Below are 21,526 nucleotides of genomic sequence, written 5' to 3'. Positions count from 1 at the left end.
TGGGTGGCTTTTTTGCGTTTGGGGGAAAGAAAAAATATTTTTCACCTGAATACGTGTTCTGAACCGGATAGCATGAATCAAAGTTTGCTAAGATAGTGACGGGCAGAAGCAAACAGTATCGGGGTCATCGTTGAAAGAGAAAAAAAACTGGTCTGTCCGGTATGTCGCAGGGCATCCGGCACGACAATCCGTCCTGAGTAGATCATAATGAATCACGGTGAGAAAGTGCACTATATACATGTATCGCTGTCATCTTTCTGATATCTTTCATATTCCTCAGAATGCAAACAAATAAGCTAAATCATCTCCTTCCCGGACTACCGGTAACACTCAGCAAAATAATTCCGTTTGTATTTTATCTGTCATTACAACGATACTTTCATCATCACTCTGATATTTCCCGGTCTTATTTCCTTAAATCACCAGAGAAAACTGAGTTTCTTCTCCAACAGGTATTCGGATAATTACGTTAATAATGGTAGTTTGCAGATAATGTATATACTTACCTTAGTTGTTTCAGAGCAAGACAGGGATACAACAGTAATAGTAATAAATGTTGCCGGGGATGATATCTTCAGGATAGATTCGTGAAATCAGTGAAGAAAAACAAGCAGATAATGAATCGGCTAATCAGCGCTGTGGTTTAAATAAACGGGTTGGTATTTCTGTGCCGGAATAAGATTATCTGTTGTTTTCTGTGGATTAATTTTCCTGCAGCTGTTTTATCCGCCAATTTGTCAATTCAATCTGACAGGCTTTCATGATATCGCCGGCACCGCTACCGCCGAGAGTGGCATCATAGCGATACCGGCATTCAGCCGGGTATTTGCGGTATTCAGCTTTGCATCCAGGCAGCCTGCAATTTTTGTCCGTGGTGCATCCCTGACAGACTGATAGCATTGCTCCAGCGGGCTCAATCCTTTTTCCTCTGCCGCTGTTACAGCGGAAAAGCTGATGCTTAGACCGGTAATACTCAGCATTACAGCAGTACGGGATAAATTCATGCTTACTCCTTATTTCAATCTATCATAGGTTTCCCCTGTGCCATAAGGGTATAAAATAATACCACTTTCCGGATCTTTAATATCCACGGGTAAACGTCCGCCGGGATAATTAAGCGGACGGGCATTTTTATCGGAAAATAACGTCCGTAAGCCACTCCGGATATTCGTTTCCAGTGCGTTACGCTGACCATTTGTGATATCAAACCCGGTAATACCATAGATGGCAATATTGGCTTTTACATTGCTCAGACGCGCAATATCGTATGGATCCCGTGACGATATCACGACGACAGGAATGTCCGCATTATTGGCGGAGTTGATGATAATTTGTGCATTTGTATCGCGGCTCCGCAGGTTGTAGGTGACCAGTAAAATAATATCCTGCCCGCTGATCATAGTGCTGACTCTCTTTTCAGAGAGTGTTTTCTGATCTGTTTTTATTTTTTGTGTAGTGACATGAATTCGGATTTCCGTTTCCTGCGCAATATCATTCAGATGTTTTTTAATTAACTGATTACGGGGATATTCATCAGAAATTACCAAAATTTTATTATCCGGTTTCAGTTGGTAAGGCAGGATGCCGTCATTTTTTATAATGGTAACAGCCTGTTCTGAAATTTTGTTTTCCTGATTTTTATGTTCTGCTGAAGCAACAATTTGCTGCGCTTTCACCGAATCAGCAGGTGCCCCGCTGAGAGCGTTATTCAGTTTCATCACAACCACCCGTTTTGCTGATTCATCAATACGTTGCTGTAGTTCCGGGTTTTTTTGTGCCTGTTCATCCAGGTAGCGGTATAAATTATCAAGGCGCTTAACCGCATCTTGATCCCACATTTTTACCGGCATCAGGATAATATCTGCACCTGCGGACAGAGCATGCTCAACGGCAACATTGAGCTCAAAGTTATCAGTGATGGCTTTCATATCCATGGCATCCGTAATTATCAGCCCCTGAAAATGAAGTTCATTGCGTAATATACCGGTCAGGATAGGTTTGGATAATGTGGCGGGTGTTCCCGTTTCTGAACCGTCCCGGGTTATTATTTTTGTATCATCCAGTGCCGGTACAATAATATGTGCAGTCATAACTGCGTCTGCGCCATGTTGCAGTGCATAAGTAAATGGCGGTAATTCTGTTTGCCGCCAGCTTTTTTCATCTGATGTGACAACCGGAAGAGAGACATGTGAATCCGTTGAGACATTGCCGTGGCCGGGAAAATGTTTCAGAGCAGTGATAAGTCCGTACTGATGAATACCACGGATATATTCAACCGACAAAATTTCTGTCAGCTCTTTTCTGTCAGAATAAGCCCTTACACCAATAACCGGGTTATCCTGATTATTATTGATGTCCACGACCGGGCCAAAATTCATGTTAAATCCCAGAGCGGATAGCTCACTGCCATGAATTTTACCGGTTAATCTTGCGGATTCCGGATCACGGGCAGCACCCAGGGCCATATTTCCCGGCATTTCTGTGCCGACCCGTAACCGGGTGATATATCCGCCTTCCTGGTCAGTACTGATAAATAACGGAAGACGATAACGGGAGGATTGAATATCATTGATCAGTTTTACTGTTTGCGGAGTATCAATTAAATTCTCCCTGAATAATACAACGCCGCCTAACCGGTAACGATAGATGATATCTTTGATATCGTTATTTATATTAATGACAGGGATAGAGACAGGACTCCGGAACATATCCCAATAGCGAAAATCAAGCATCATCAGTTGACCGATTTTTTCTGTCCTGCTCATTGATGCAACAATTTGTTCAGCTGCCTGCTCAGGATTTTTTCTCAGTGTATTCAACTCCTGATGCGTCAGTGGTTCAGCAATTCCCCTGAAACTGAATAGTATTATAAATAACAGTATTGATTTTTTCATAATGACATCCTTTTCATGATGTTCTTTCAATTATTTATTATTGCCGTTTATTTTTATTTTCTGAATTATCAGACTACTAATAATTCCTTTTATCCTGATAGCGTTATCCGGCGGATTTTTGTTCTAATTTCTGTTTGTCAGCAGGATATAACGGATGAATAAGGAAATCAAAAAATGATGCAAAAGACAGTATTGGCAAATACAATCTGCGGCGTACTTTTAGTGAATTCAATGACTGCTTCGGCGGCTATAACCTATCAATATGAAAAGGACGTTACGAACAAGACCGTTATTGATAATCAGGTTGGCATTAAGCCGGGTTCTGGTGATGACGGGAGACAAACAATTAGTCAGGGCGGAAAGTCAATCAACAGCTGGGTTTTTGATCATGGCAGTGTTGAGGTGGATGATGGCGGTATCCTGGATAAAGCTAAGGTGGGTGCCCCGAGAACGGCTTCTGAACTAAACAGTGAAAGTCGTTCAGACATATACCGTCCGGCAGGCCGTGATGGTCAGGTTGATGTGTACAGCGGCGGAAAAGCGACAGATACGCAGATCATTGGTCAGGGAATTGTTAATGTCCATGAAGACGGTATTGTCAGTAATACATCTGTCAGAGATTTGGGTGTTCTGCGTTTTCATATCGGCGGTGAAAGTCGCAGCGCACTGAATGTTGAACGCAGAGCATTCGTCATTTTGGATAACAATCCTTATTATGGTTCAGGTAAAAATACATTTATAGAGCAGATGAATCTTGCCGGTACTCTCTATATTCAGGATATATCTACAGTAATAACAAATGATAACTCATCATTGAGATGGGCAGGGCGGGATATAGATGTTGATCCTGATAGTTATTTTCAGGTTTCAGAGATCAATAAACTTCATTTGGATCACGGCTCAGTTTACCTTAAACCCTCTCTGGATAAGAGAAATGTAACGTTTAATCAGTTAGTGGTAAAGAATCTCAGCGGGCAGGGAACGTTTTCATTCCATACTCAAATTGCAGATGATGTTGGTGATAAATTAGTGGTAACCAATAAAGCAACCGGGAAATTTAACGTCAATGTTTATGATACCGGAAAGGATATTACTGACCCGGATGAAACTGTTGAGCTGATTGAAATTAATAAGGGTAATGCGAGTTTTAAATTAGCCGGAAAGAATGGTGTGGTTGACTTGGGTATTTATAAATACCGGCTGATTAAAGGTATAAAGAGTAACGGGAAATCCACCTGGTATTTAGCGACAAAAGCAGACCATATTCCGTACCCGGATATTGATCCTGACGGAGAAACTCAGGGCGAACCGGATATTGATAAAAACGATGAGTATATTCAGGAAATTGATACGGAAACCGGAAAGGATGTTACTGATGATACCAGTATACCTGAGCTCCGGGATGTACTGTCCAACAGCGCACTGGCCGGGTTATCAATGGCATCAGTAAATCGTCAGATACTGCGCAGTGAGAACATGTCCGGACCGTCACGACGCTATATCACAGATGATTTATCAGATAAGAAATACGGAGCCTGGGCAAATTACCGCTATGACAATACAAAATTCAGTGACAGTAAAAGCCGTGCGTTCAGAAACAGCCTGAATATTCTGGAAATCGGTTACGATAAAGTCAATAAAGCGCGTTACGGGGATATTGCATTCGGTTTATTTACCAGCGCAGGGAAAACCCGATCAACATTTGATTATACACCGGGGCAGGGCAATACGGACAGTTTTGCTATCGGTGGCTATACCCACTGGCAATATCAGGATGGGTATATCGCCGGTATGCTGAAAGGCTCGCATTTTAAAAATCGTGTTAATACTCAAAGCAGTGGTGGCGGAGCAGTTGATGGCTCATTTAAGCAAAATGCGCTGACCGTCAGTGCGGAAGCCGGAAAGAAACTGATTATTACACCGGAAATCAGCTTAACGCCTTACGGGCGGATAGATTACAGTCGTTTCAGTGAGGCAAAATATCAGTTATCGAACGGAATGGATATTCATGAGCATAACAGTGACAGTGTGAACGGGGAATTGGGGTCACGTCTCAGCATGAAGACGAAAATTAATGACATCAGCGTCAGTCCTTTTGTGAATATCGGTGTTTCACATGAGTTTGTGAAAAATAATAAAGTGACGCTGAATAAAAAAGATTTTTCCGCCAGAAATGAAACCACTACCGGTAAATACCAGTTGGGCGCAACGATTGATTTGACACCGGATACCCGGATAACCGGCAGCCTGGGTTATCGTCATGGTGATAAAAATGAATCACCGGTCAGTGCTTATATCGGATTGAAAGTCAGTTTCTGATGTTTATTTTTATCAGATAAACAGCCATACCGTTTCTCCGGTATGGCTTTTTTAATATCGTTACTGATGCGTGGCGGTCTCTTCCCGGGGTAATGCGGAAGCCGGCACCCCGAAAAGTTTGTCAAATGCCCAGTTGAAGAAGAATGTGTAGATCGGAATAAAAATAATCAGGGCAAAATCCAGCAGAAAAGCCTGTATTAAGCTGACCGATAACCACCATGCAATCAGCGGGATAAGGAAAACCACCAGTGTCAGCTGAAACAGAACGGCATGCACCAGTCTGCGGCGGAATGTCCGGATGCGGGACACCTGCCGGGATTCCCAGAACTCGAACAGAGTATTAAAGATAAAATTCCAGCTGACGGCGATGGTGGTGATCACCAGTGCCAGCGGTCCGGTCACCCCGGCTGAATTACCGGAAAGTAACGCCAGTCCTAAGGATGAGATGATCCAGCCGATAATCTCATAAGTGGTGATAAAGACCAGTTTTCGTTTTAAACCCTGCATATTTGTATCCTGAGTGTATCGCTGAAATAGAGAAGGCCGGAAAGGTAAATCAATAGAGATGATAATAAAAGTCAGCTACTATCAGATTTTCTGACAGGAAGGAGGGGGAATGCCGTTTAACAGTGATAATTTACAGCTTTTTCTGACCGTGCTGGAGAAAGGCTCATTTTCAGCTGCCGCAAGGGCACTGCACCGGGTGCCGTCAGCGGTCAGTATGGCGGTCAGTAATCTGGAAGCGGAACTGGGGTTTGCACTGTTTGAACGTTCTGGCAGAGCGCCGGTACCGACAGAAAGAGCCCTGGCGCTGGCGCCGTATGCCAGAGAGATAACCGATAAAATTCATCAGCTGAATGTGTTTACCCGTGAACTGACACAGGGTGTGGAGAGTACACTGGCTGTCGGTGTGGCAACGGATGTGAACCCGGCGTGCCTGTTTGCTGCACTGCAGATCATTAATCAGCGTTATCCGTTGCTGAAAACGGAGATTTTGTCCGCACCGCAGGATGACATCCTGCCATTGCTGCATCAGGGGCGGATCCAGCTGGCGCTGGTGTTCGGCGGGCTGCATGTGGATCCGCGTGAGCAGTTTCACTGTATCGGCTATGAATCCCTGGTGGCGACTATTTCAGCCACACATCCTTCACTTTCGCAGCAACAATCTGTTTATATTGAGGATTTGGTACAGATAAAACAAGTTGTGATTGCCAGCCATCACCATTCTCTCAGTGATGTCCGTTCTCAGGTGGCGACAAAAACCTGGCAGACCGATAATTTTTCGATGGCGCTGGGACTGGTTAAAGCGGGTATCGGCTGGGGGAATCTGCCGGAATCGATGATCCGGGCGGAAGTGGCGTCCGGGACACTGAAGGTACTGTCATTCCGCAATACCCGCAACGGTCTGGTGCTGCCGGTGCATATTGTCAGCCGGAAAGGGGATGTGCTTAAACGTGGTGCGCAGGAGTGTATCGGGTTGCTGACGGAAAGCCGTGTGTCTGCGGGAAATTAGTTGTTATGATAACGGGATAAATCAGCAGAGAGGAAAAGCGTATGTTTGAAATCCGCGATTTACAGGTTATTCAGGGCGGAAAAACATTGTGGGACGGCCTTTCTTTCCGGCTGAATGCCGGTGAGCGTCTGGGGATCTCCGCACCCAGCGGGTTCGGGAAAACAACGCTGGGGCGGATCCTGGCACAGTGGCAGCAGCCGCATGCCGGGGAACTGCTGCTCGACGGCAAGCCGGTACCGAAAACCGGCTATTGTCCGGTGCAACTGGTGCCGCAGCATCCGGAGAAGTGTTTTAACCCGTACCGTACGACCGGTGCCGGGTTATATGATGCCTGGAAACCGGATGCGGAATGGCTGGAAAAGCTCAGTATTGAGCCTCACTGGCTGGAACGCCGTCCGGATGAATTGTCCGGCGGGGAACTGGCGAGAATCGCACTGCTGCGGGCGTTAGATCCGCGTACCCGTTTCCTGATCGCCGATGAAGTGACCGCGCAGCTGGATGCACATATTCAGGCGCAAATCTGGCAGGTGCTGATTGAAGAATCAGAGAAACGGCCGCTCGGACTGGTCGTGTTCAGTCACAATAAGGCGCTGCTGGACAAGGTCTGCACATCGGTATGGGTTGCCGGGGAGCCGGAGGATAGCCTGCTGTCTGATGTGGCGGTTTGACTTTTCTGTCCGGTGACATAAAAATACGAAGCTGATAAATAATAATGATAATTATTACTGATTTTGAAGGATCAGCGACGTGAAAAAAACTCTGCTCTGCTGCGCGGCATTCTCTGCATTTTCCGCGCAGGCCTCTGCTTCCTGCCAGTCACTTTCCGCTCCGGATGAGAAACAGACGGTGGTGATTACCGGCACGTTTGATCACAACGGACAGGCTTGTGTGCAGTTGCCGCTGTCAGAAAAACAGGTTGTGATCGCGGAAAGTGAGAATGTCCGTGATTTGTCACTCTATGACAGTCAGATGACACCCCGCCGTGCGCTGCTTACCGATAATCCTGTCACCGAAATGCAATCTGTGACGTTCACATTACCGTTTGATGACACCTGGACACTGACCTCACAGGGTATACCCGGCTCTGAATGGAAGTTGGCGCTTACTAACTATCCGTATCAGCCGCTGGTTGAAAACCTCTCCCTGCCGGTGGACAGTGTTCGCCTGCAGCAGCTGATAACGCGGGTTAACGGGGGGGATACCTCGGCTTTCTGGCAGGCGGTGACAGAAACGCCGCTGGTTGAGGAGTATGACGAGCACCACAAACGGATCACTTTCCTCTGGCGAGGTGCGAAAGTGAATGCTTACATACTTGGCGCGCCTTCCGGACAGCATGATCCGATGGCCAGACTGAATGATACCGATATTTGGTATCGCTCCTACATTGTTCCCGCAGAGACTGTCAGCCAGTATAAAATCGCCCCGGATATTCCGCAGCTTGACCGTTCCGTTGAAGGTGCCCGCCGCAAAGCGCTGCTGAGCACGGCACAGGCGGATCCGCGTAACCCGCTGAGTGCGGGTGCAGACGGGGCGGATGAATTCAATCGCCATGCCATTATTGCGTTAGATAACAACAGAGTGTGTGATTTCCGGACGCCCGGACAACAGCCGGTTTTTGGTACGGTGGCACTGCATCAGCTGCACAGCGATATCCTGAATAATCAGCGGGAAATTGCAGTGTATACCCCGCCGGAGCCGGGTGCGGAGCCTTGGTTGCTGGTGCTGTTTGACGGGCAGATATACCGCAAAAACTATCATATCGTCACATTTATTGATCAGTGGGTGAAGCGCGGGGAAATTCCGCCGCTGTATGTGGTGATGGTGGACAGCATCAGCAGTGAACAGCGCGGCAAAGAGCTGCCGCCGAATGAGCTGTTCCCGCAGTTTCTGGATAAAGAGCTGATGCCGTGGCTTGTACAGCAGGGTATTGATATCCCGGCCGGCCGGACCATTGTTTCCGGCAGCAGTTACGGTGGTCTTGCGTCTTCCTGGAATGCGATGAAATTACCTCACCGTTTTGGCAATGTGCTGAGTATGTCCGGCTCTTACTGGTGGTCACCGGAGGGAGAGCCGCCGGAATGGCTGATTCGCGAGTTTGCAGGTACTCACAAACTTCCTTTGCGGTTTTTCCTTGAGGCCGGTGTGTTTGAAACCCGTGCCGGTGCCGGCGGGATTTTGCATAACAACCGGGCGCTGTATCAGATTTTACAGGAAAAAGGTTACGAGGTTACCCGTGAGGAGCGCCCGGGCGGACATGACTATGTCTCATGGTGCGAAACTCTGCATTCCGGGCTGATGTATCTGACTGACACAAAGAGGTCACAATAGTGTCACGCTGATGTCATAAGAGCGGATTAGGCTGTCCTGCGTTGATAACTGACTACGTTTTATTAATGACAAGGATTCTGCTCATGCTTCATGCGACGATGAAAACACGGGTTGCAGCTGCCGTTCTGGCACTGCTGACGGGCTCTGCATTACCGGCAGTTGCAGCGGGGAATGCCGATGCCATTCTGGCACAGGATCGCGCCGCCAAAGGCAATATCACGGAGTTCGGCGGTGCGCGCCGTCTGTCATCCGATCAGACTGAGGCGCTGAAAGCGGCTATCGGTCAGACCAAAGCAAAAAATGTGATTCTGTTTATCGGCGACGGAATGGGTGATTCCGAAATTACCGTGGCGCGTAACTATGCAGAAGGCGCGGGCGGCGTGTTTAAAGGGATTGATGCCCTGCCGCTGACCGGTCAGTACACCACGTATGCGCTCGATAAGAAAACACAGAAACCGAATTATGTGACTGACTCCGCTGCCTCTGCGACTGCCTGGGCGTCCGGGGTGAAAACCTATAACGGGGCGCTGGGCATCGATGTTACCGGCAAACCGCACACCACCATTCTCGAGCTGGCAAAGAAGAACGGCAAAGCGACCGGGAATGTCACCACATCTGAAATTCAGGATGCCACACCGGCAGCCCTGATCTCTCATATCAGCCAGCGTAAATGCTACGGTCCGGAAGAAACCGCAGAGCGCTGCAGTGCCGATGCACTGGAAAACGGCGGGTTGGGCTCTATCAGTGAGCAGCTGCTGAATGCCCGTGCGGATGTCACGCTCGGCGGCGGCGCGAAGAGTTTCCGCCAGACAGCCAAAGCCGGGGACTATGCCGGAAAAACCCTGGAAGAGCAGGCTGCGGCACGCGGTTATCTGGTTGTGAAAGATGCCAAATCGCTGGCGGATGTGAAAGCGGCAAATCAGGATAAACCGGTGCTCGGATTATTCAGTGACGGCAATATGGAAGTGGCGTGGGAAGGCCCGAAAGCGTCCTACCGCGGCAACCTCGATAAACCTGTCGTGGAGTGTAAACCAAGTTCAAAACTGGACCCGAATGCCCCGACACTGGCTCAGATGACTGAAAAAGCCATTGATCTGCTTAAAGATCATGAAAACGGCTTCTTCTTACAGGTGGAAAGCGCCTCCATTGATAAACAGGATCATGCGGCAAACGCCTGCGGTCAGATCGGTGAAACGGTCGCGCTGGATGAAGCGGTGCAGATCGGTATGGAATACGCGAAAACACACGGTGACACACTGGTGATTGTCACAGCTGACCATGCTCATTCCAGCCAGATTATTGAGGCGGATGTGGTCTCACCGGGGTTGACTCAGGCACTGCTGACCAAAGACGGCAGCGTGATGGCAGTTAACTACGGTAACTCGGAATCAGATTCGCAGGAGCATACCGGTGCCCAGCTGCGTGTGGCAGCTTATGGTCCGGGTGCGGCGAATGTGGTGGGGCTGACGGATCAGACCGATTTGTTCTTTACCATGCGGGATGCGATGGAACTGAAGTAATCTGCGGTACCTGATATTCACACTGTTCTGAAGTGCTTTTCTTCATGTTGATTGCATCATTTTGCTGATTTCAGCAGTGGCTGCCGCCGGTACTCTGTGCCGGCGGTTTTTTATTATTTTTTGTAACATGATGATTTTTGAAATATATTTACCATAAGGTATACTTATCCGATGTCCCGGCTCCGGGACAGATATCCTGTATTCCGTAAAACTGTGTGTTTTATGCGATTTTTTTCTTCTGATAGCGGCGGTGTTTATTACCATTATCACATTGCGGCACAGTGCCTGTGTGATATACCGTTGATCTGATCGTTTTAACGGAACTTTATGCTGACAAAAACACTATGCTGACATTACTCCATCTTCTTTCATCGGTTGCGCTGCTGGTCTGGGGGACACACATTGTCCGGACCGGAATTATGCGTGTCTTTGGCGCGGATTTGCGGCGTCTCCTCGAAAAAAGCATCCGGAAAACATCACGGGCGTTTCTCGCCGGTCTGGGGGTAACTGCGCTGGTGCAGAGCAGTAATGCCACCGCATTGCTGGTGATCTCGTTTGTGGCGCAGGGCATGATAGCGCTGCCGCCCGCGCTGGTGATTATGCTGGGGGCGGATGTCGGCACGGCACTGATGGCACGGGTGCTGACGTTTGATCTCTCCTGGCTCTCACCACTGCTGATCCTGGCGGGAGTCACTACGTTTCTCAGTCAGAAAAAGAGCCGGACAGGGCAGCTGGGTCGGGTGGGTATCGGGCTGGGTCTGATTATCCTGGCGCTTCAGCTGATAGTGTCCTCCGCAGAGCCGATTACACAGGCCTCTGCGGTTCAGGCTGTTTTCACGTCACTGAGCGGGGATGCGGTACTGGCGCTGCTGGTGGGGGCGTTGTTTGCCATGATCAGTTACTCCAGCCTGGCGGCGGTGCTGCTGACGGCTACCCTGAGTGCCACCGGTCTGGTACCGCTGCATATCAGTCTGGCGATCGTCATCGGCTCCAATCTCGGCAGCGGGTTCCTGGCCATGCTGAGCAGCCGTGGTCAGAATGCGGTTGCACGTCAGGTAGTGCTCGGCAGTATGCTGTTTAAGCTGATTGGCTGTGTGCTGGTGCTGCCGTGGGTGAAACCGCTGGCGCTCTGGATCGGCCAGTATAATCTGCCGGCGGCGGAAGTCGTGATTTATTTCCATGTGGTCTATAACCTGGTCCGCTGCGTACTGATGCTGGCGCTGGTAAAACCGATGGCACGGCTGTGTCAGCGGCTGATCGCCGAACCGGAGGCGGAAGAGGACAGCGCTGCCCCCCGTTATCTGGATCAGAGCGCGCTCGATACCCCGTCTCTTGCGCTGGCTAATGCGGTGCGGGAAACCCTGCGTCTGGGGGATGTGATTGAGCAGATGCTTCAGCGTTTTGACAGCCAGCTGGCGGGTAAAGGTGAGCAGAAACGGCTGATCGGGCACCTGGAAGAAGAAGCGGAGCTGCTGCACAGCAGTATCAAGCTCTATCTGGCACAGTTACAGCAAACCGAGCTGGGGGAAAGCGATTCCCGGCGCTGGGCGGAGGTGATTGATACCGCGATGTCGCTTCAGCAGTCGTCCCTGATTATCGGGCGGATGTCCCACGATGTGGCGAACCAGACAGCCGACCCGCAACGTATCTTCTCGAAGGACGGCTACGGTGAACTGACTACCATGATGTCGCGGTTGCAGAATAACCTCAATCTGGCGATGTCAGTGTTTGTGTCCGGGGATGTGGATAATGCACGGCGGCTGCGCCGGGCAAAACACCGGTTCCGTCTGCTGAATCAGCGTTATTCTTTTGCCCATGTGGAGCGGCTGCATGTCAACAATCTGCAGAGCATCGGCAGCAGCCGGTTACATATCGGGCTGCTGGGGGATATGAAGCGTCTGAACTCTCTGTTTTGCTCTGTGGCCTATCATGTGTTAGAAGGTGTCGCAGAGATAAAAACAGAGACAACAAATGATGATACTTCTCACGAGACAGCTTGAACGGCAGGAAATACCGCAGGTCTGGTCAATTGACCGGACCGAACTGATTGAACACCTGTACCTGCATCAGCACGGGGAGCTGGTGCTCTCCGCGCAGCGCTTTGACATGCGTGACTGGCCGACGGGCGAGGCGGAGCATTACACGCCGATCCTGCTGGACAGTTTTGATCGCGGTGCGCCGTTTTTCGCGGTATTTGACGGAGAGATGCTGGTGGCTGCCGCCAGTGTTGATCCGCGCCCGGTGGCATTTGAGGAAGATGAAACGGCGTTGCGTCAGCTCTCCTTCCTGCATATCAGCAAAGCATACCGGGGCAGAGGGATTGGTCGTCAGCTCTTTGCCTGCTGTGAAACGGCAGCAAAAGAGATGGGCGCAAAGGGGTTTTATGTTTCATCCATTCCGTCAGAAAATACCGTGCATTTTTATCAGCATCTGGGATGTGAACTGATCGCAAAGCCGGATCCGGCGCTGTTTGCCCTTGAACCGGAAGATATTCATTTTGTGTTTCTTTTCCGGAACTGATCATTTAACACATTAATATCCGTTCAATTTATAGACACATTAATTATAGGTGTATGATTTTCAGGTATATAATCATGCACCTTTTTTGCATTTTATGCGAAAAATCGGTTGCAACAGGCGGCAGATTATTTATGATAACAGGAATGATTCTCATTTCGTTATTGTAAGGAGTGGCTGTGATGCAAATCAAACACCCGCTTTCATCGTTTTTCTGGCAGCAGTTAACCGGGGTCGGTGGCATGATGCTGGCGCTGATACCGGTCGTGTTGTTTTTATCACAGGGGCATGAACAGGATGCTGCGCGTATTGCGTTAGCAGTGGTGATCCTGCTGACAATGCCGATGCTGTATAACCGCGTATTGCGTCATTTCCTGCTGATTCCGGCAGGTATTGCATTTGTTCTGGGAAGTCTGCTCTGGTTCGAGCATCTGAGGATGTGATATCCGGAAGTAAAGATTATTGCAGAAGATTGTCATAACAGTGGTGCGAAGGGGGGGACTTGAACCCCCACGTCCGTAAGAACACTAACACCTGAAGCTAGCGCGTCTACCAATTCCGCCACCCTCGCAGGTACTGTCATTCAATCTGCTGTCAGTTGTGTGTGATAAGATCTGATTGGTGCGAAGGGGGGGACTTGAACCCCCACGTCCGTAAGGACACTAACACCTGAAGCTAGCGCGTCTACCAATTCCGCCACCCTCGCAATTCAGAACTATCTTGTCACTGATAGCATGGAGGCGGATTTTAGCGGTTTTATCCGCGCCGTCAATAATTTTTTATCAAAATTGGTGACTTCGCTTAATTATTAGGCATTTGTGGCCAGGTAGACCTTAAATTTACCGGTTTGCGCCAGAACCTGATGCCGACCGAACGTGCTGTCCAGCAGATCCGGATACGGTAAAAAGGCGTTGGCCACGATACACAATTTTCCGCCGCGGTTCAGGCGGGCTTTGGCACCGGAGATAAGGCGCTGTGCGGCACTGTAGCTGGTGTTCAGACCGTCATGGAACGGCGGGTTGGCAACAATCCAGTCATAGCGGTCACTGATATCTGAATACACGTCACTGGCGATCACCCGGCCTTCCAGCTGGTTCCGTGCCAGGGTTGCACGTCCGGCCTCAAGAGCGGCGGCAGAGACATCACTGAGTGTCAGGGTCAGCCCCGGATTACGTTTTGCCAGTACAGTCGCGATAACGCCACTGCCGCAGGCAATATCCAGCAGTGAGCCGGTCACCGGCTGGTTCAGTGATTCCAGCAGCAGCGCACTGCCGGCATCAATATTGTCCTGGCTGAATACCCCCGGCAGCGTCACAATTTGCGCACCTTCTGCGGTATAACTGCCGATCCACTCCTGCAGGGCAAAGTGTGCCGGGGTGGTCAGTTCGCCGTAATAGAGGCCGCAGCGGCGTGCGCTGTCGATTTTACGCAGTGCGGTGAACGGTTCTGTCATTTTTTCCGCACTGCGGACACCACTGCGGTTTTCACCGACAATAAAAATATTACTGCCAACCGGCAGGCAGGAAAAAATCTGTGTCAGCTGGAACAGGGCTTCCTGTTTACTCTTCGGCCAGAAATAGATCAGGGTGTCGCACTGTGCGGCAGCTTCCGGGCTGACGGTCAGCGCAAATGCGGCGCGATCACCCAGCGCAGCGCGCAGGGCCTGCCACTGATGATACTGGCTGGTGCTGACATACACTGACTGCGCGGAAAGCTGTGCAGCGAGGGAGTCCTGAATGTCTCCGGCAAGCAGGACACGGCTCCCGGTAAATTCGTCTGCATGACGTAAAATCACTTCACTGGCCGGGGTAAGCATGGACATCCGTTAACTCCTGTAAATCATAATTCGGCAGCATTGGCGCGGGCAGCGCGCTTTGCTAAGATAGTGTCGTTTGTTATTTCAGGGATACATTATGACGCGACGAGACAGAATGCTGGCTCAGATGGGGATCACCCAATGGACGCTGCGTCAGCCGCAGCGCCTGAAAGGGGAACTGTCTGTACAGATCCCGGCTTCGGCACGTCTGCTGATCATAACCGATGAGCAGGCAGATCTCACCTGTGATTTACTCAGCGATATCTTCCGCAGCCTGAATATTACGGCAGAGGATGTGTACTGCATCACCCCGGACAATGTACAGAGTATCCCGGCGCAGACAAACTGCCTGTGCTGGCTGCCGGGAACGGAAGCTGAACTGCCGGATTCACTGCCTTCATTACACTCCCCCCGTATTGCCGATCTGTATCAGGATGCGCAGGCAAAACGCGGGTTATGGACACAAATTTATCATTATGACCAGACTGTCACCGCTGCTTCCCGCTGATTTTGCCGCCGCATTCCGTATTGAACAGGCCGCTCATGCTTATCCCTGGAGTGAAGCCACATTCCGCAGCAATCACGGCGAACGCTACCATAACCTGAAACTGGACGCAGACGGGGAACTGGCCGGATTTGCTATCAACCAGACCGTACTGGATGAAGCAACGCTGTTTAATATTGCGATTTCGCCTGAGCACCAGGGGAAAGGTTATGGCCGTCAGTTACTGGAAAAAGTGATTGAAGACCTGACAGCAAAAGGGATTGCGACACTCTGGCTGGAAGTCAGGGCATCAAACCGCCCGGCGATTGCGCTGTATGAATCGCTTGGTTTTAATGAGGTCTCGGTGCGGAAGAACTATTATCCGGCGGCACAGGGTAAAGAGGATGCACTGATTATGGCGCTTTATCTGAGTTTCGGAATGTAATAGCGCGATAAGTCAGATAAAACGGTGTTTTTTCATCCATTTCCCGGGTTTCTTTCCATGCTATCGTGATAATATACTTTTATCACAGGCGCTCTCCGTCATGTTTATCCATAAAATTATCACACCAATGTTTATCCGGCGCTTTGAATGCGTTGGTTCTGAGTGCCTGTCACACTGTTGCCAGGATTGGTTTATCAGTATTGATAAAAAAACCTACAAAAAATATCACAGTGCAGACAGTATTGAAATTAAACAAATTTCACAGGATTATGTACTAAAATCAGACCGCCCGGGGGCATATGCTTATATCCGGCTGACGGAAAAAAAATTGTGTCCGTTTCTGACAGAAAAACGGCTGTGCGGAATTTACAGCAAACTCGGTCCTTCGGCAATGAGTCATACCTGCCGGGAATACCCGCGCAGTGAAGTAAAATATCAGAATGCAACGTTTAAACGTCTGTCACTCTCCTGTCCGGAGGTTGTCCGCCAGCTGCTGTTTTCCGCCGATGCCATGCAGTTAACGGAAGAAGATCAGTTCCTGAAAAAAATACCACAGGATGCCGCGCTGACTGACCCGAAATACCTAGTGTATCTCTGGTGTATGAACCTGGTGCAGGCACCGTCACCGGAGTTTGAGGATAATCTCTATGCCGTCATGCAGTTACTGACGTTTATCAGCAAACTCAACTATGATATTGAGACGAATTTTGATCGTATTCAGGGTGTGTATGAATTCCTGCTCAATGCAACGGAAAACGGGGAACTGACTGCAGAACGCAGAGCACTGCCGCATCCGGTCAGTTTTCAGACGGGGATATTGAGTGTGTATGGCAAATTTATTCCGAAATTATCCCGTAACGGCCCTTTTTTACTTTCAACCTATATCAACACGCTGAACCAGCTGGGGCTGGACGATCAGCAGACGACAGCCCGCACGGAAGAGAATATGGCACGCCTGCGGGCAGAATGGAAAGTGCAGCAGCAGGACAGTTGTCTGAGTGAGTCGTACACGCTGCGCAATCTGTTTGCTTATCTGCTGTATCACAGTCAGTTTCCGCACGCGGATAATTTTGGCGGTGATGCTGCCGGTACCGATAATGCATTGTCTCACCTCAGTTTGCTGGTCATGGATTATTTCTATCTGCGCACCAATCTGGCAGCACTGGCGGCAACGGAAAAACGGCTTCTGACGGAACGTGATGTTCAGCTTTTGCTGGCAGCGTATTTTTCACTGAAAATGCATATGGGTGATATTAATAAGGATTTACTGGCACTGATGGAGAGTTGCCGGATGAGTGATGCACTCGCCTGTATCTGCCTGCTGGACAACTGACAGGGCCTGATTTTCAAGCTTTTGTTGTTTCACGGGGCAAACCGGGCGAAAATAAGCCCTATTAATGAGAAATCAGAGGCGGAAACCGGGTGTTTCTGCCTCACAGCCCCAGAAGAACGCTCAGATGTCAAATAATGCATTTTTACAGGAAGTGGCCAAGCGCCGCACCTTTGCGATCATTTCGCACCCCGATGCCGGTAAAACCACCATTACCGAAAAAGTCCTGCTGTTCGGACAGGCTATCCAGAAAGCCGGGACAGTCAAAGGGCGCGGCTCTAACCAGCACGCCAAATCTGACTGGATGGAGATGGAAAAACAGCGCGGGATCTCCATCACCACATCTGTGATGCAATTCCCGTATCACGATGCACTGGTGAACCTGCTGGACACCCCGGGGCACGAAGACTTCTCCGAAGATACCTACCGCACCCTGACGGCGGTGGACTGCTGCCTGATGGTGATCGATGCGGCAAAAGGGGTAGAGGATCGTACCCGTAAGCTGATGGAAGTGACCCGTCTGCGTGACACCCCGATCCTGACCTTTATGAACAAACTTGACCGCGATATCCGTGACCCGATGGAGTTACTGGATGAAGTGGAAAACGAGCTGAAAATTGCCTGCTCGCCGATTACCTGGCCTATCGGCTGCGGTAAGCTGTTCAAAGGGGTCTATCACCTGTACCGCGATGAAACCTATCTGTATCAGACCGGTCAGGGGCATACCATTCAGGAAGTCCGCACTGTAAAAGGGCTGAATAACCCGGATCTGGATGCCGCTGTCGGTGAAGAGCTGGCGGCGCAGCTGCGTGATGAACTGGAACTGGTGCAGGGCGCATCCCATGAATTCGATGAGGAACTGTTCCTCGCCGGTGAACTGACGCCGGTTTTCTTCGGTACCGCGCTGGGGAACTTCGGGGTGGATCATATGCTGGACGGCCTGGTTTCCTGGGCACCGGCACCGATGCCGCGTCAGACCGATGTCCGTGAAGTGACGGCGAAAGAAGACAAATTTACCGGATTTGTGTTTAAAATTCAGGCCAATATGGACCCTAAACACCGTGACCGCGTGGCATTCCTGCGCATTGTCTCCGGTGTGTATGAAAAAGGCATGAAACTGCATCAGGTGCGTCTCAAAAAAGACGTGGTGATTTCCGATGCGCTGACCTTTATGGCTGGTGACCGTGCGCATGTGGATTGCGCCTATCCCGGTGATATTATCGGGCTGCATAACCACGGTACCATTCAGATTGGTGATACCTTCACTCAGGGCGAGATTCTGAAATTCACCGGCATCCCTAACTTCGCACCGGAACTGTTCCGCCGTATCCGTCTGCGTGATCCGCTGAAACAGAAACAGCTGCTCAAAGGGCTGGTTCAGTTATCTGAAGAGGGCGCTGTGCAGGTTTTCCGTCCGCTGGCAAACAACGACCTGATTGTCGGCGCGGTGGGGGTGCTTCAGTTTGATGTGGTGGTTGCCCGTCTGAAAAGCGAATACAACGTCGAAGCGATTTATGAGGCGGTTAACGTCTCTACCGCCCGCTGGGTGGAGTGTAACGATGTGAAGAAACTGGAAGAGTTCAAACGTAAAAATGAACTGCATCTGGCACTCGACGGCGGCGATAACCTCTCTTATATCGCACCGACTATGGTGAATCTTAATCTCACCGCAGAACGCTATCCGGATGTGAGTTTCCACAAAACCCGCGAACACTGACAGAAAAATAACGCGCCGCCGGGCGCGTTTTTTTTATGGCGGAGTTAAGATACACTGACGGACAGATGATGTTCATCATGAAAATAAAGAAGGGGACGATAATGCGCAATACCATGAAATCACTGGCTGTTCTGCTGGTCAGCGGCACACTGTTCAGTGCATCCGCCATGGCGGAGGAATCGCTGAGTCAGAAAGCCGGGCAGGCGTGGGACAGTGCTTCTCAGTCTGCGGAAGATCTGGGTAAGCAGGCAGAGCAGAAATTTGACGGCGCGGTAAAAGATGCCTCACTGCTGGTGGATGACAGCACCATCACCGCGAAAATCCGCGGGCAGTTGTTAAGTGCAAATGACATTGACAGCAATGATATCGCTGTAAAAACCATTAACGGTACTGTGTATCTCTCCGGGTTTGTCACCACTGATGCTCAGCGTACAAAAATCATCGATATTGCCAAAGGCATCCCCGGCGTCCGCGCGGTGGAAGTCAGTATCGGGCAATATAAATAACCGGCAGATAATCTGCGCCGGGGGAAGACAGGATGGGAACGTATATCCCGGTAACGCCCGGGAAAATCGCACCGCTGGCCTGGTTGCCTGATCCGCTTCAGGCAGCCGGTAAACTGGCACTGGTCTGTGAAGGCGGCGGTCAGCGCGGGATTTTTACCGCCGGGGTGCTGGATGAATTTCTCAAAGCCGGGTTTAACCCGTTTGATTTACTGATCGGTACTTCTGCGGGAGCGCAGAACCTGTCGGCCTATTTGTGCGGTCAGCGCGGCTACGCCCGTCATGTCATCACCCGTTACACCACGGACAAACAATTCTTTAATCCGCTGCGTTTTATCCGCGGCGGAAATCTTATCGATCTCGACTGGCTTATTTCGTCAACCTCTGCAGAATGTCCGCTGGATATTGCGCATGCACTGCGGCGCTTTGAGAAGGGGCAGGAATTTTATATGTGCGCCAGCCGGGCGGATAATCTGAATGCCGCGTATTTCAGCCCGCAGGCGGAAGACTGGCTGGAATATATCAAAGCCTCCAGCGCCATCCCGGGATTCTACCGTGAAGGGGTGGAGATTGACGGTATCACCTATCATGATGGCGGCATCAGTGATGCAGTGCCGGTTATTGAGGCATGGCGGCGCGGTGCCACCCGGATTGTGGTGATCCGGACAGTGCCGTCACAGCTCTATTACACCCCGGAATGGGTGAAACGAATGGAACGCTGGCTGGAAAAAAGCCATCTGAAACGGATGGTTGCCATGATGAAACAGCACGCCAAAAGTTATTACCGGACACAAAAATTTATTCAGTCACCGCCGCCCGGGGTTGAAATTGCTGAAATTTATCCTAATGCCCCACTGGCGAGTAATGCGCTCGGCAGCAGGGTTAAAACCCTGATGCAGGATTACCGCCTGGGCCGCCGCAGCGGGCGCTATTTTCTGGCAACACTCGGTGAGCGCTGGGCGTCATATCAGCCGGTACGACGTTCCGTACTGAGGGTTCCGCCCGCATCCAACGACAGCGACTCTCGGTTGCCCGTCACTGACGGCACCGCCGCGGTATTGCATTCACCGGAACATTCACTAAAAAAACCGGCGGACTGAATAAATGCCGTTTATTGATACCCACTGCCATTTTGATTTCCCGTTTTTTACGGATGATCTTACCCGCCACAAAGCTGCAGCGGCACAGGCCGGGCTGACTGATATTATTATCCCTGCGGTCAGTCACTGGAATCTCAGCACCGTGGCCGGGCTGTGCCGGTCATCCGGCGATACCTGTCCCCGCCTGCACGCAGCGTTTGGTCTGCATCCGCTTTATATTGCAGAACACACCCCTGAACATCTGGAACAGCTTGAGTTGCTTATCACCGGAAGCGGAACAGAATGCGTGGCAGTAGGTGAAATCGGGCTGGATCGCTATATGGCGGAGCCGCAGTGGGATAAGCAGCTGGATTTTTTTATTGCTCAGCTGAAACTGGCCGCGCGGACAGATAAACCGGTTATTCTGCATTCCCGAAAAACCCATGACACGCTTGCTGCGGTTCTGCGCCGTCATCCGGTTCCCCGCCGTGGAGTGGTTCACGGTTTTTCGGGCAGTTTTTCCCAGGCGGATGCCTTTGTGAAACTGGGTTATTACATCGGGGTCGGCGGGACGATTACTTACGACCGGGCGCAGAAGACCCGGCGGGCAATCGCACAGCTGCCTCTCTCTGCGTTATTACTGGAAACCGATGCCCCGGATATGCCGCTCAGCGGTTTTCAGGGTGAGCCGAACCGGCCGGAGCGGATTGTCCGCACCTTTGAGGTGCTTTGTTCACTGCGCAGTGAGTCTCCGGAGGAAATTGCTGCTCAGATTTATCGCAACAGCTGTACACTTTTTTCGCTGTAATCATCTGATTAAGGTTCCTGAATCGATTTTTCCGCGATTTTGTCCTGTACGGCCTGCATTCTGTGTGCCAAATCACCCGAAATCACTTACAATTGTAAGCGGATATTATTTCACGGTCGTCATCTGGTTAAATACCCGCCAATTCCCGGTTTAGCAGGGTTTTTTCAGATAAAAACAGTTGAATAATGTGATTGTCATCATATTTTTGTATTTTTTGTTACTTTTTTCAGTCGTTATTTGTGACGCAAGTTGA

At 50.2% G+C, this 21,526-nt stretch carries 19 protein-coding genes and 2 tRNA genes; 15 read left to right on the top strand and 6 right to left on the bottom strand.

Features of this window, described 5'->3' with window-relative positions; all coding sequences use genetic code 11:
* Positions 1-758 precede the first annotated feature (758 nt).
* Together ACF8OF_RS04185 and ACF8OF_RS04180 are read right to left on the bottom strand one after the other, a co-directional pair.
* On the bottom strand, positions 759-1,004 hold the full coding sequence (locus ACF8OF_RS04185) for a hypothetical protein (RefSeq protein ID WP_392495807.1): 246 nt from the start codon (positions 1,002-1,004) through the stop codon (positions 759-761).
* A gap of 9 nt (positions 1,005-1,013) precedes the next feature.
* The gene (locus tag ACF8OF_RS04180; protein ID WP_392495806.1) at positions 1,014-2,894 is read right to left on the bottom strand and encodes a glycoside hydrolase family 3 protein; all 1,881 of its coding nucleotides are present in this window, start codon (positions 2,892-2,894) and stop codon (positions 1,014-1,016) included.
* Positions 2,895-3,068: 174 nt separating this feature from the next.
* Between ACF8OF_RS04180 and ACF8OF_RS04175 the strand changes: the two genes are divergently transcribed.
* Positions 3,069-5,213 (top strand): autotransporter outer membrane beta-barrel domain-containing protein, encoded by a 2,145-nt coding sequence (locus ACF8OF_RS04175; protein ID WP_392495805.1) that lies wholly within the window; start codon positions 3,069-3,071, stop codon positions 5,211-5,213.
* A 60-nt stretch (positions 5,214-5,273) separates the two neighbouring features.
* Here the strand turns inward: ACF8OF_RS04175 and ACF8OF_RS04170 are convergent, their stop codons facing one another.
* The gene (locus ACF8OF_RS04170) at positions 5,274-5,720 is read right to left on the bottom strand and encodes a PACE efflux transporter (RefSeq protein ID WP_279797500.1); all 447 of its coding nucleotides are present in this window, start codon (positions 5,718-5,720) and stop codon (positions 5,274-5,276) included.
* Between the two features lie 109 nt (positions 5,721-5,829).
* On the opposite strand from ACF8OF_RS04170, the gene ACF8OF_RS04165 reads away from it, so the two are divergent.
* The 7 genes from ACF8OF_RS04165 to ACF8OF_RS04135 all read left to right on the top strand — a co-directional run bounded on the left by ACF8OF_RS04165 (position 5,830) and on the right by ACF8OF_RS04135 (position 13,534).
* Positions 5,830-6,726 (top strand): LysR family transcriptional regulator, encoded by an 897-nt coding sequence (locus ACF8OF_RS04165; protein ID WP_025153890.1) that lies wholly within the window; start codon positions 5,830-5,832, stop codon positions 6,724-6,726.
* 41 nt (positions 6,727-6,767) lie between these two features.
* The gene (locus ACF8OF_RS04160; RefSeq protein WP_262882662.1) at positions 6,768-7,394 is read left to right on the top strand and encodes an ATP-binding cassette domain-containing protein; all 627 of its coding nucleotides are present in this window, start codon (positions 6,768-6,770) and stop codon (positions 7,392-7,394) included.
* A gap of 79 nt (positions 7,395-7,473) precedes the next feature.
* Positions 7,474-9,054, top strand: a complete 1,581-nt coding sequence (locus tag ACF8OF_RS04155) for an alpha/beta hydrolase-fold protein (RefSeq protein ID WP_392495803.1) — start codon at positions 7,474-7,476, stop codon at positions 9,052-9,054.
* A gap of 83 nt (positions 9,055-9,137) precedes the next feature.
* A complete protein-coding gene (phoA, locus tag ACF8OF_RS04150; RefSeq protein WP_279797493.1) occupies positions 9,138-10,574 on the top strand; it encodes an alkaline phosphatase in 1,437 nt (478 codons plus the stop codon).
* Between the two features lie 344 nt (positions 10,575-10,918).
* Positions 10,919-12,574 (top strand): Na/Pi cotransporter family protein, encoded by a 1,656-nt coding sequence (locus ACF8OF_RS04145; protein ID WP_279797491.1) that lies wholly within the window; start codon positions 10,919-10,921, stop codon positions 12,572-12,574.
* Complete coding sequence (locus ACF8OF_RS04140; RefSeq protein ID WP_392495801.1) at positions 12,546-13,094, top strand: GNAT family N-acetyltransferase; 549 nt, start codon at positions 12,546-12,548, stop codon at positions 13,092-13,094. Before ACF8OF_RS04145 ends, ACF8OF_RS04140 begins: the two co-directional genes overlap by 29 nt.
* A 179-nt stretch (positions 13,095-13,273) precedes the next feature.
* Positions 13,274-13,534 carry a DUF1435 family protein gene (locus ACF8OF_RS04135; RefSeq protein WP_004237051.1) on the top strand — a complete coding sequence of 87 codons (261 nt, stop codon included), beginning with the start codon at positions 13,274-13,276 and terminating at the stop codon, positions 13,532-13,534.
* A 41-nt stretch (positions 13,535-13,575) separates the two neighbouring features.
* Here the strand turns inward: ACF8OF_RS04135 and ACF8OF_RS04130 are convergent.
* The 3 genes from ACF8OF_RS04130 to rsmC form a co-directional block, all read right to left on the bottom strand.
* Positions 13,576-13,662: transfer RNA gene (locus tag ACF8OF_RS04130), tRNA-Leu, on the bottom strand.
* A 48-nt stretch (positions 13,663-13,710) separates the two neighbouring features.
* Positions 13,711-13,797, bottom strand: a tRNA-Leu gene (locus ACF8OF_RS04125).
* Positions 13,798-13,899: 102 nt separating this feature from the next.
* Positions 13,900-14,913, bottom strand: a complete 1,014-nt coding sequence (rsmC, locus tag ACF8OF_RS04120; protein WP_392495799.1) for a 16S rRNA (guanine(1207)-N(2))-methyltransferase RsmC — start codon at positions 14,911-14,913, stop codon at positions 13,900-13,902.
* 91 nt (positions 14,914-15,004) lie between these two features.
* On the opposite strand from rsmC, the gene ACF8OF_RS04115 reads away from it, so the two are divergent.
* From ACF8OF_RS04115 to ACF8OF_RS04085, 7 genes are all read left to right on the top strand, one after another.
* The gene (locus ACF8OF_RS04115; protein ID WP_392495798.1) at positions 15,005-15,415 is read left to right on the top strand and encodes a DNA polymerase III subunit psi; all 411 of its coding nucleotides are present in this window, start codon (positions 15,005-15,007) and stop codon (positions 15,413-15,415) included.
* Positions 15,384-15,836, top strand: coding sequence for a ribosomal protein S18-alanine N-acetyltransferase (gene rimI / locus ACF8OF_RS04110; RefSeq protein WP_392495797.1), 453 nt, complete (start codon positions 15,384-15,386; stop codon positions 15,834-15,836). The genes ACF8OF_RS04115 and rimI overlap by 32 nt, the downstream gene beginning before the upstream one ends.
* A 100-nt stretch (positions 15,837-15,936) precedes the next feature.
* Positions 15,937-17,169: a flagellin lysine-N-methylase gene (gene fliB, locus ACF8OF_RS04105; protein WP_262882654.1), complete on the top strand. Its 1,233-nt coding sequence runs from the start codon at positions 15,937-15,939 to the stop codon at positions 17,167-17,169.
* Positions 17,170-17,293: 124 nt separating this feature from the next.
* Positions 17,294-18,883, top strand: coding sequence for a peptide chain release factor 3 (gene prfC, locus ACF8OF_RS04100; protein ID WP_392495795.1), 1,590 nt, complete (start codon positions 17,294-17,296; stop codon positions 18,881-18,883).
* A gap of 101 nt (positions 18,884-18,984) precedes the next feature.
* Positions 18,985-19,389, top strand: a complete 405-nt coding sequence (locus tag ACF8OF_RS04095) for a BON domain-containing protein (RefSeq protein ID WP_029991189.1) — start codon at positions 18,985-18,987, stop codon at positions 19,387-19,389.
* Between the two features lie 32 nt (positions 19,390-19,421).
* On the top strand, positions 19,422-20,486 hold the full coding sequence (locus ACF8OF_RS04090; protein WP_392495794.1) for a patatin family protein: 1,065 nt from the start codon (positions 19,422-19,424) through the stop codon (positions 20,484-20,486).
* Positions 20,487-20,490: 4 nt separating this feature from the next.
* On the top strand, positions 20,491-21,273 hold the full coding sequence (locus ACF8OF_RS04085) for a TatD family hydrolase (RefSeq protein WP_262882652.1): 783 nt from the start codon (positions 20,491-20,493) through the stop codon (positions 21,271-21,273).
* The last annotated feature ends 253 nt before the right edge of the window (positions 21,274-21,526 follow it).

The organism is Morganella sp. TYF_1 (genome assembly GCF_043105645.1).
GTDB classification, from domain to species: Bacteria; Pseudomonadota; Gammaproteobacteria; order Enterobacterales; family Enterobacteriaceae; genus Morganella; species Morganella morganii_B.
Note: the sequence above shows the minus strand (reverse complement) of the source record. Positions and strands in the feature narration are given on the sequence as shown.

Coding starts and splice junctions, on each gene's coding strand:
- fliB (WP_262882654.1), top strand. CDS start 15,937: ATGTTTATCCATAAAATTATCACACCAATGTTTATCCGGCGCTTTGAA.
- ACF8OF_RS04085 (WP_262882652.1), top strand. CDS start 20,491: ATGCCGTTTATTGATACCCACTGCCATTTTGATTTCCCGTTTTTTACG.
- ACF8OF_RS04180 (WP_392495806.1), bottom strand. CDS start 2,894: ATGAAAAAATCAATACTGTTATTTATAATACTATTCAGTTTCAGGGGA.
- ACF8OF_RS04175 (WP_392495805.1), top strand. CDS start 3,069: ATGATGCAAAAGACAGTATTGGCAAATACAATCTGCGGCGTACTTTTA.
- ACF8OF_RS04115 (WP_392495798.1), top strand. CDS start 15,005: ATGACGCGACGAGACAGAATGCTGGCTCAGATGGGGATCACCCAATGG.
- ACF8OF_RS04160 (WP_262882662.1), top strand. CDS start 6,768: ATGTTTGAAATCCGCGATTTACAGGTTATTCAGGGCGGAAAAACATTG.
- ACF8OF_RS04185 (WP_392495807.1), bottom strand. CDS start 1,004: ATGAATTTATCCCGTACTGCTGTAATGCTGAGTATTACCGGTCTAAGC.
- ACF8OF_RS04135 (WP_004237051.1), top strand. CDS start 13,274: ATGCAAATCAAACACCCGCTTTCATCGTTTTTCTGGCAGCAGTTAACC.
- prfC (WP_392495795.1), top strand. CDS start 17,294: ATGTCAAATAATGCATTTTTACAGGAAGTGGCCAAGCGCCGCACCTTT.
- ACF8OF_RS04165 (WP_025153890.1), top strand. CDS start 5,830: ATGCCGTTTAACAGTGATAATTTACAGCTTTTTCTGACCGTGCTGGAG.
- ACF8OF_RS04090 (WP_392495794.1), top strand. CDS start 19,422: ATGGGAACGTATATCCCGGTAACGCCCGGGAAAATCGCACCGCTGGCC.
- ACF8OF_RS04170 (WP_279797500.1), bottom strand. CDS start 5,720: ATGCAGGGTTTAAAACGAAAACTGGTCTTTATCACCACTTATGAGATT.
- rsmC (WP_392495799.1), bottom strand. CDS start 14,913: ATGTCCATGCTTACCCCGGCCAGTGAAGTGATTTTACGTCATGCAGAC.
- ACF8OF_RS04095 (WP_029991189.1), top strand. CDS start 18,985: ATGCGCAATACCATGAAATCACTGGCTGTTCTGCTGGTCAGCGGCACA.
- ACF8OF_RS04145 (WP_279797491.1), top strand. CDS start 10,919: ATGCTGACATTACTCCATCTTCTTTCATCGGTTGCGCTGCTGGTCTGG.
- ACF8OF_RS04140 (WP_392495801.1), top strand. CDS start 12,546: ATGATGATACTTCTCACGAGACAGCTTGAACGGCAGGAAATACCGCAG.
- rimI (WP_392495797.1), top strand. CDS start 15,384: ATGACCAGACTGTCACCGCTGCTTCCCGCTGATTTTGCCGCCGCATTC.
- phoA (WP_279797493.1), top strand. CDS start 9,138: ATGCTTCATGCGACGATGAAAACACGGGTTGCAGCTGCCGTTCTGGCA.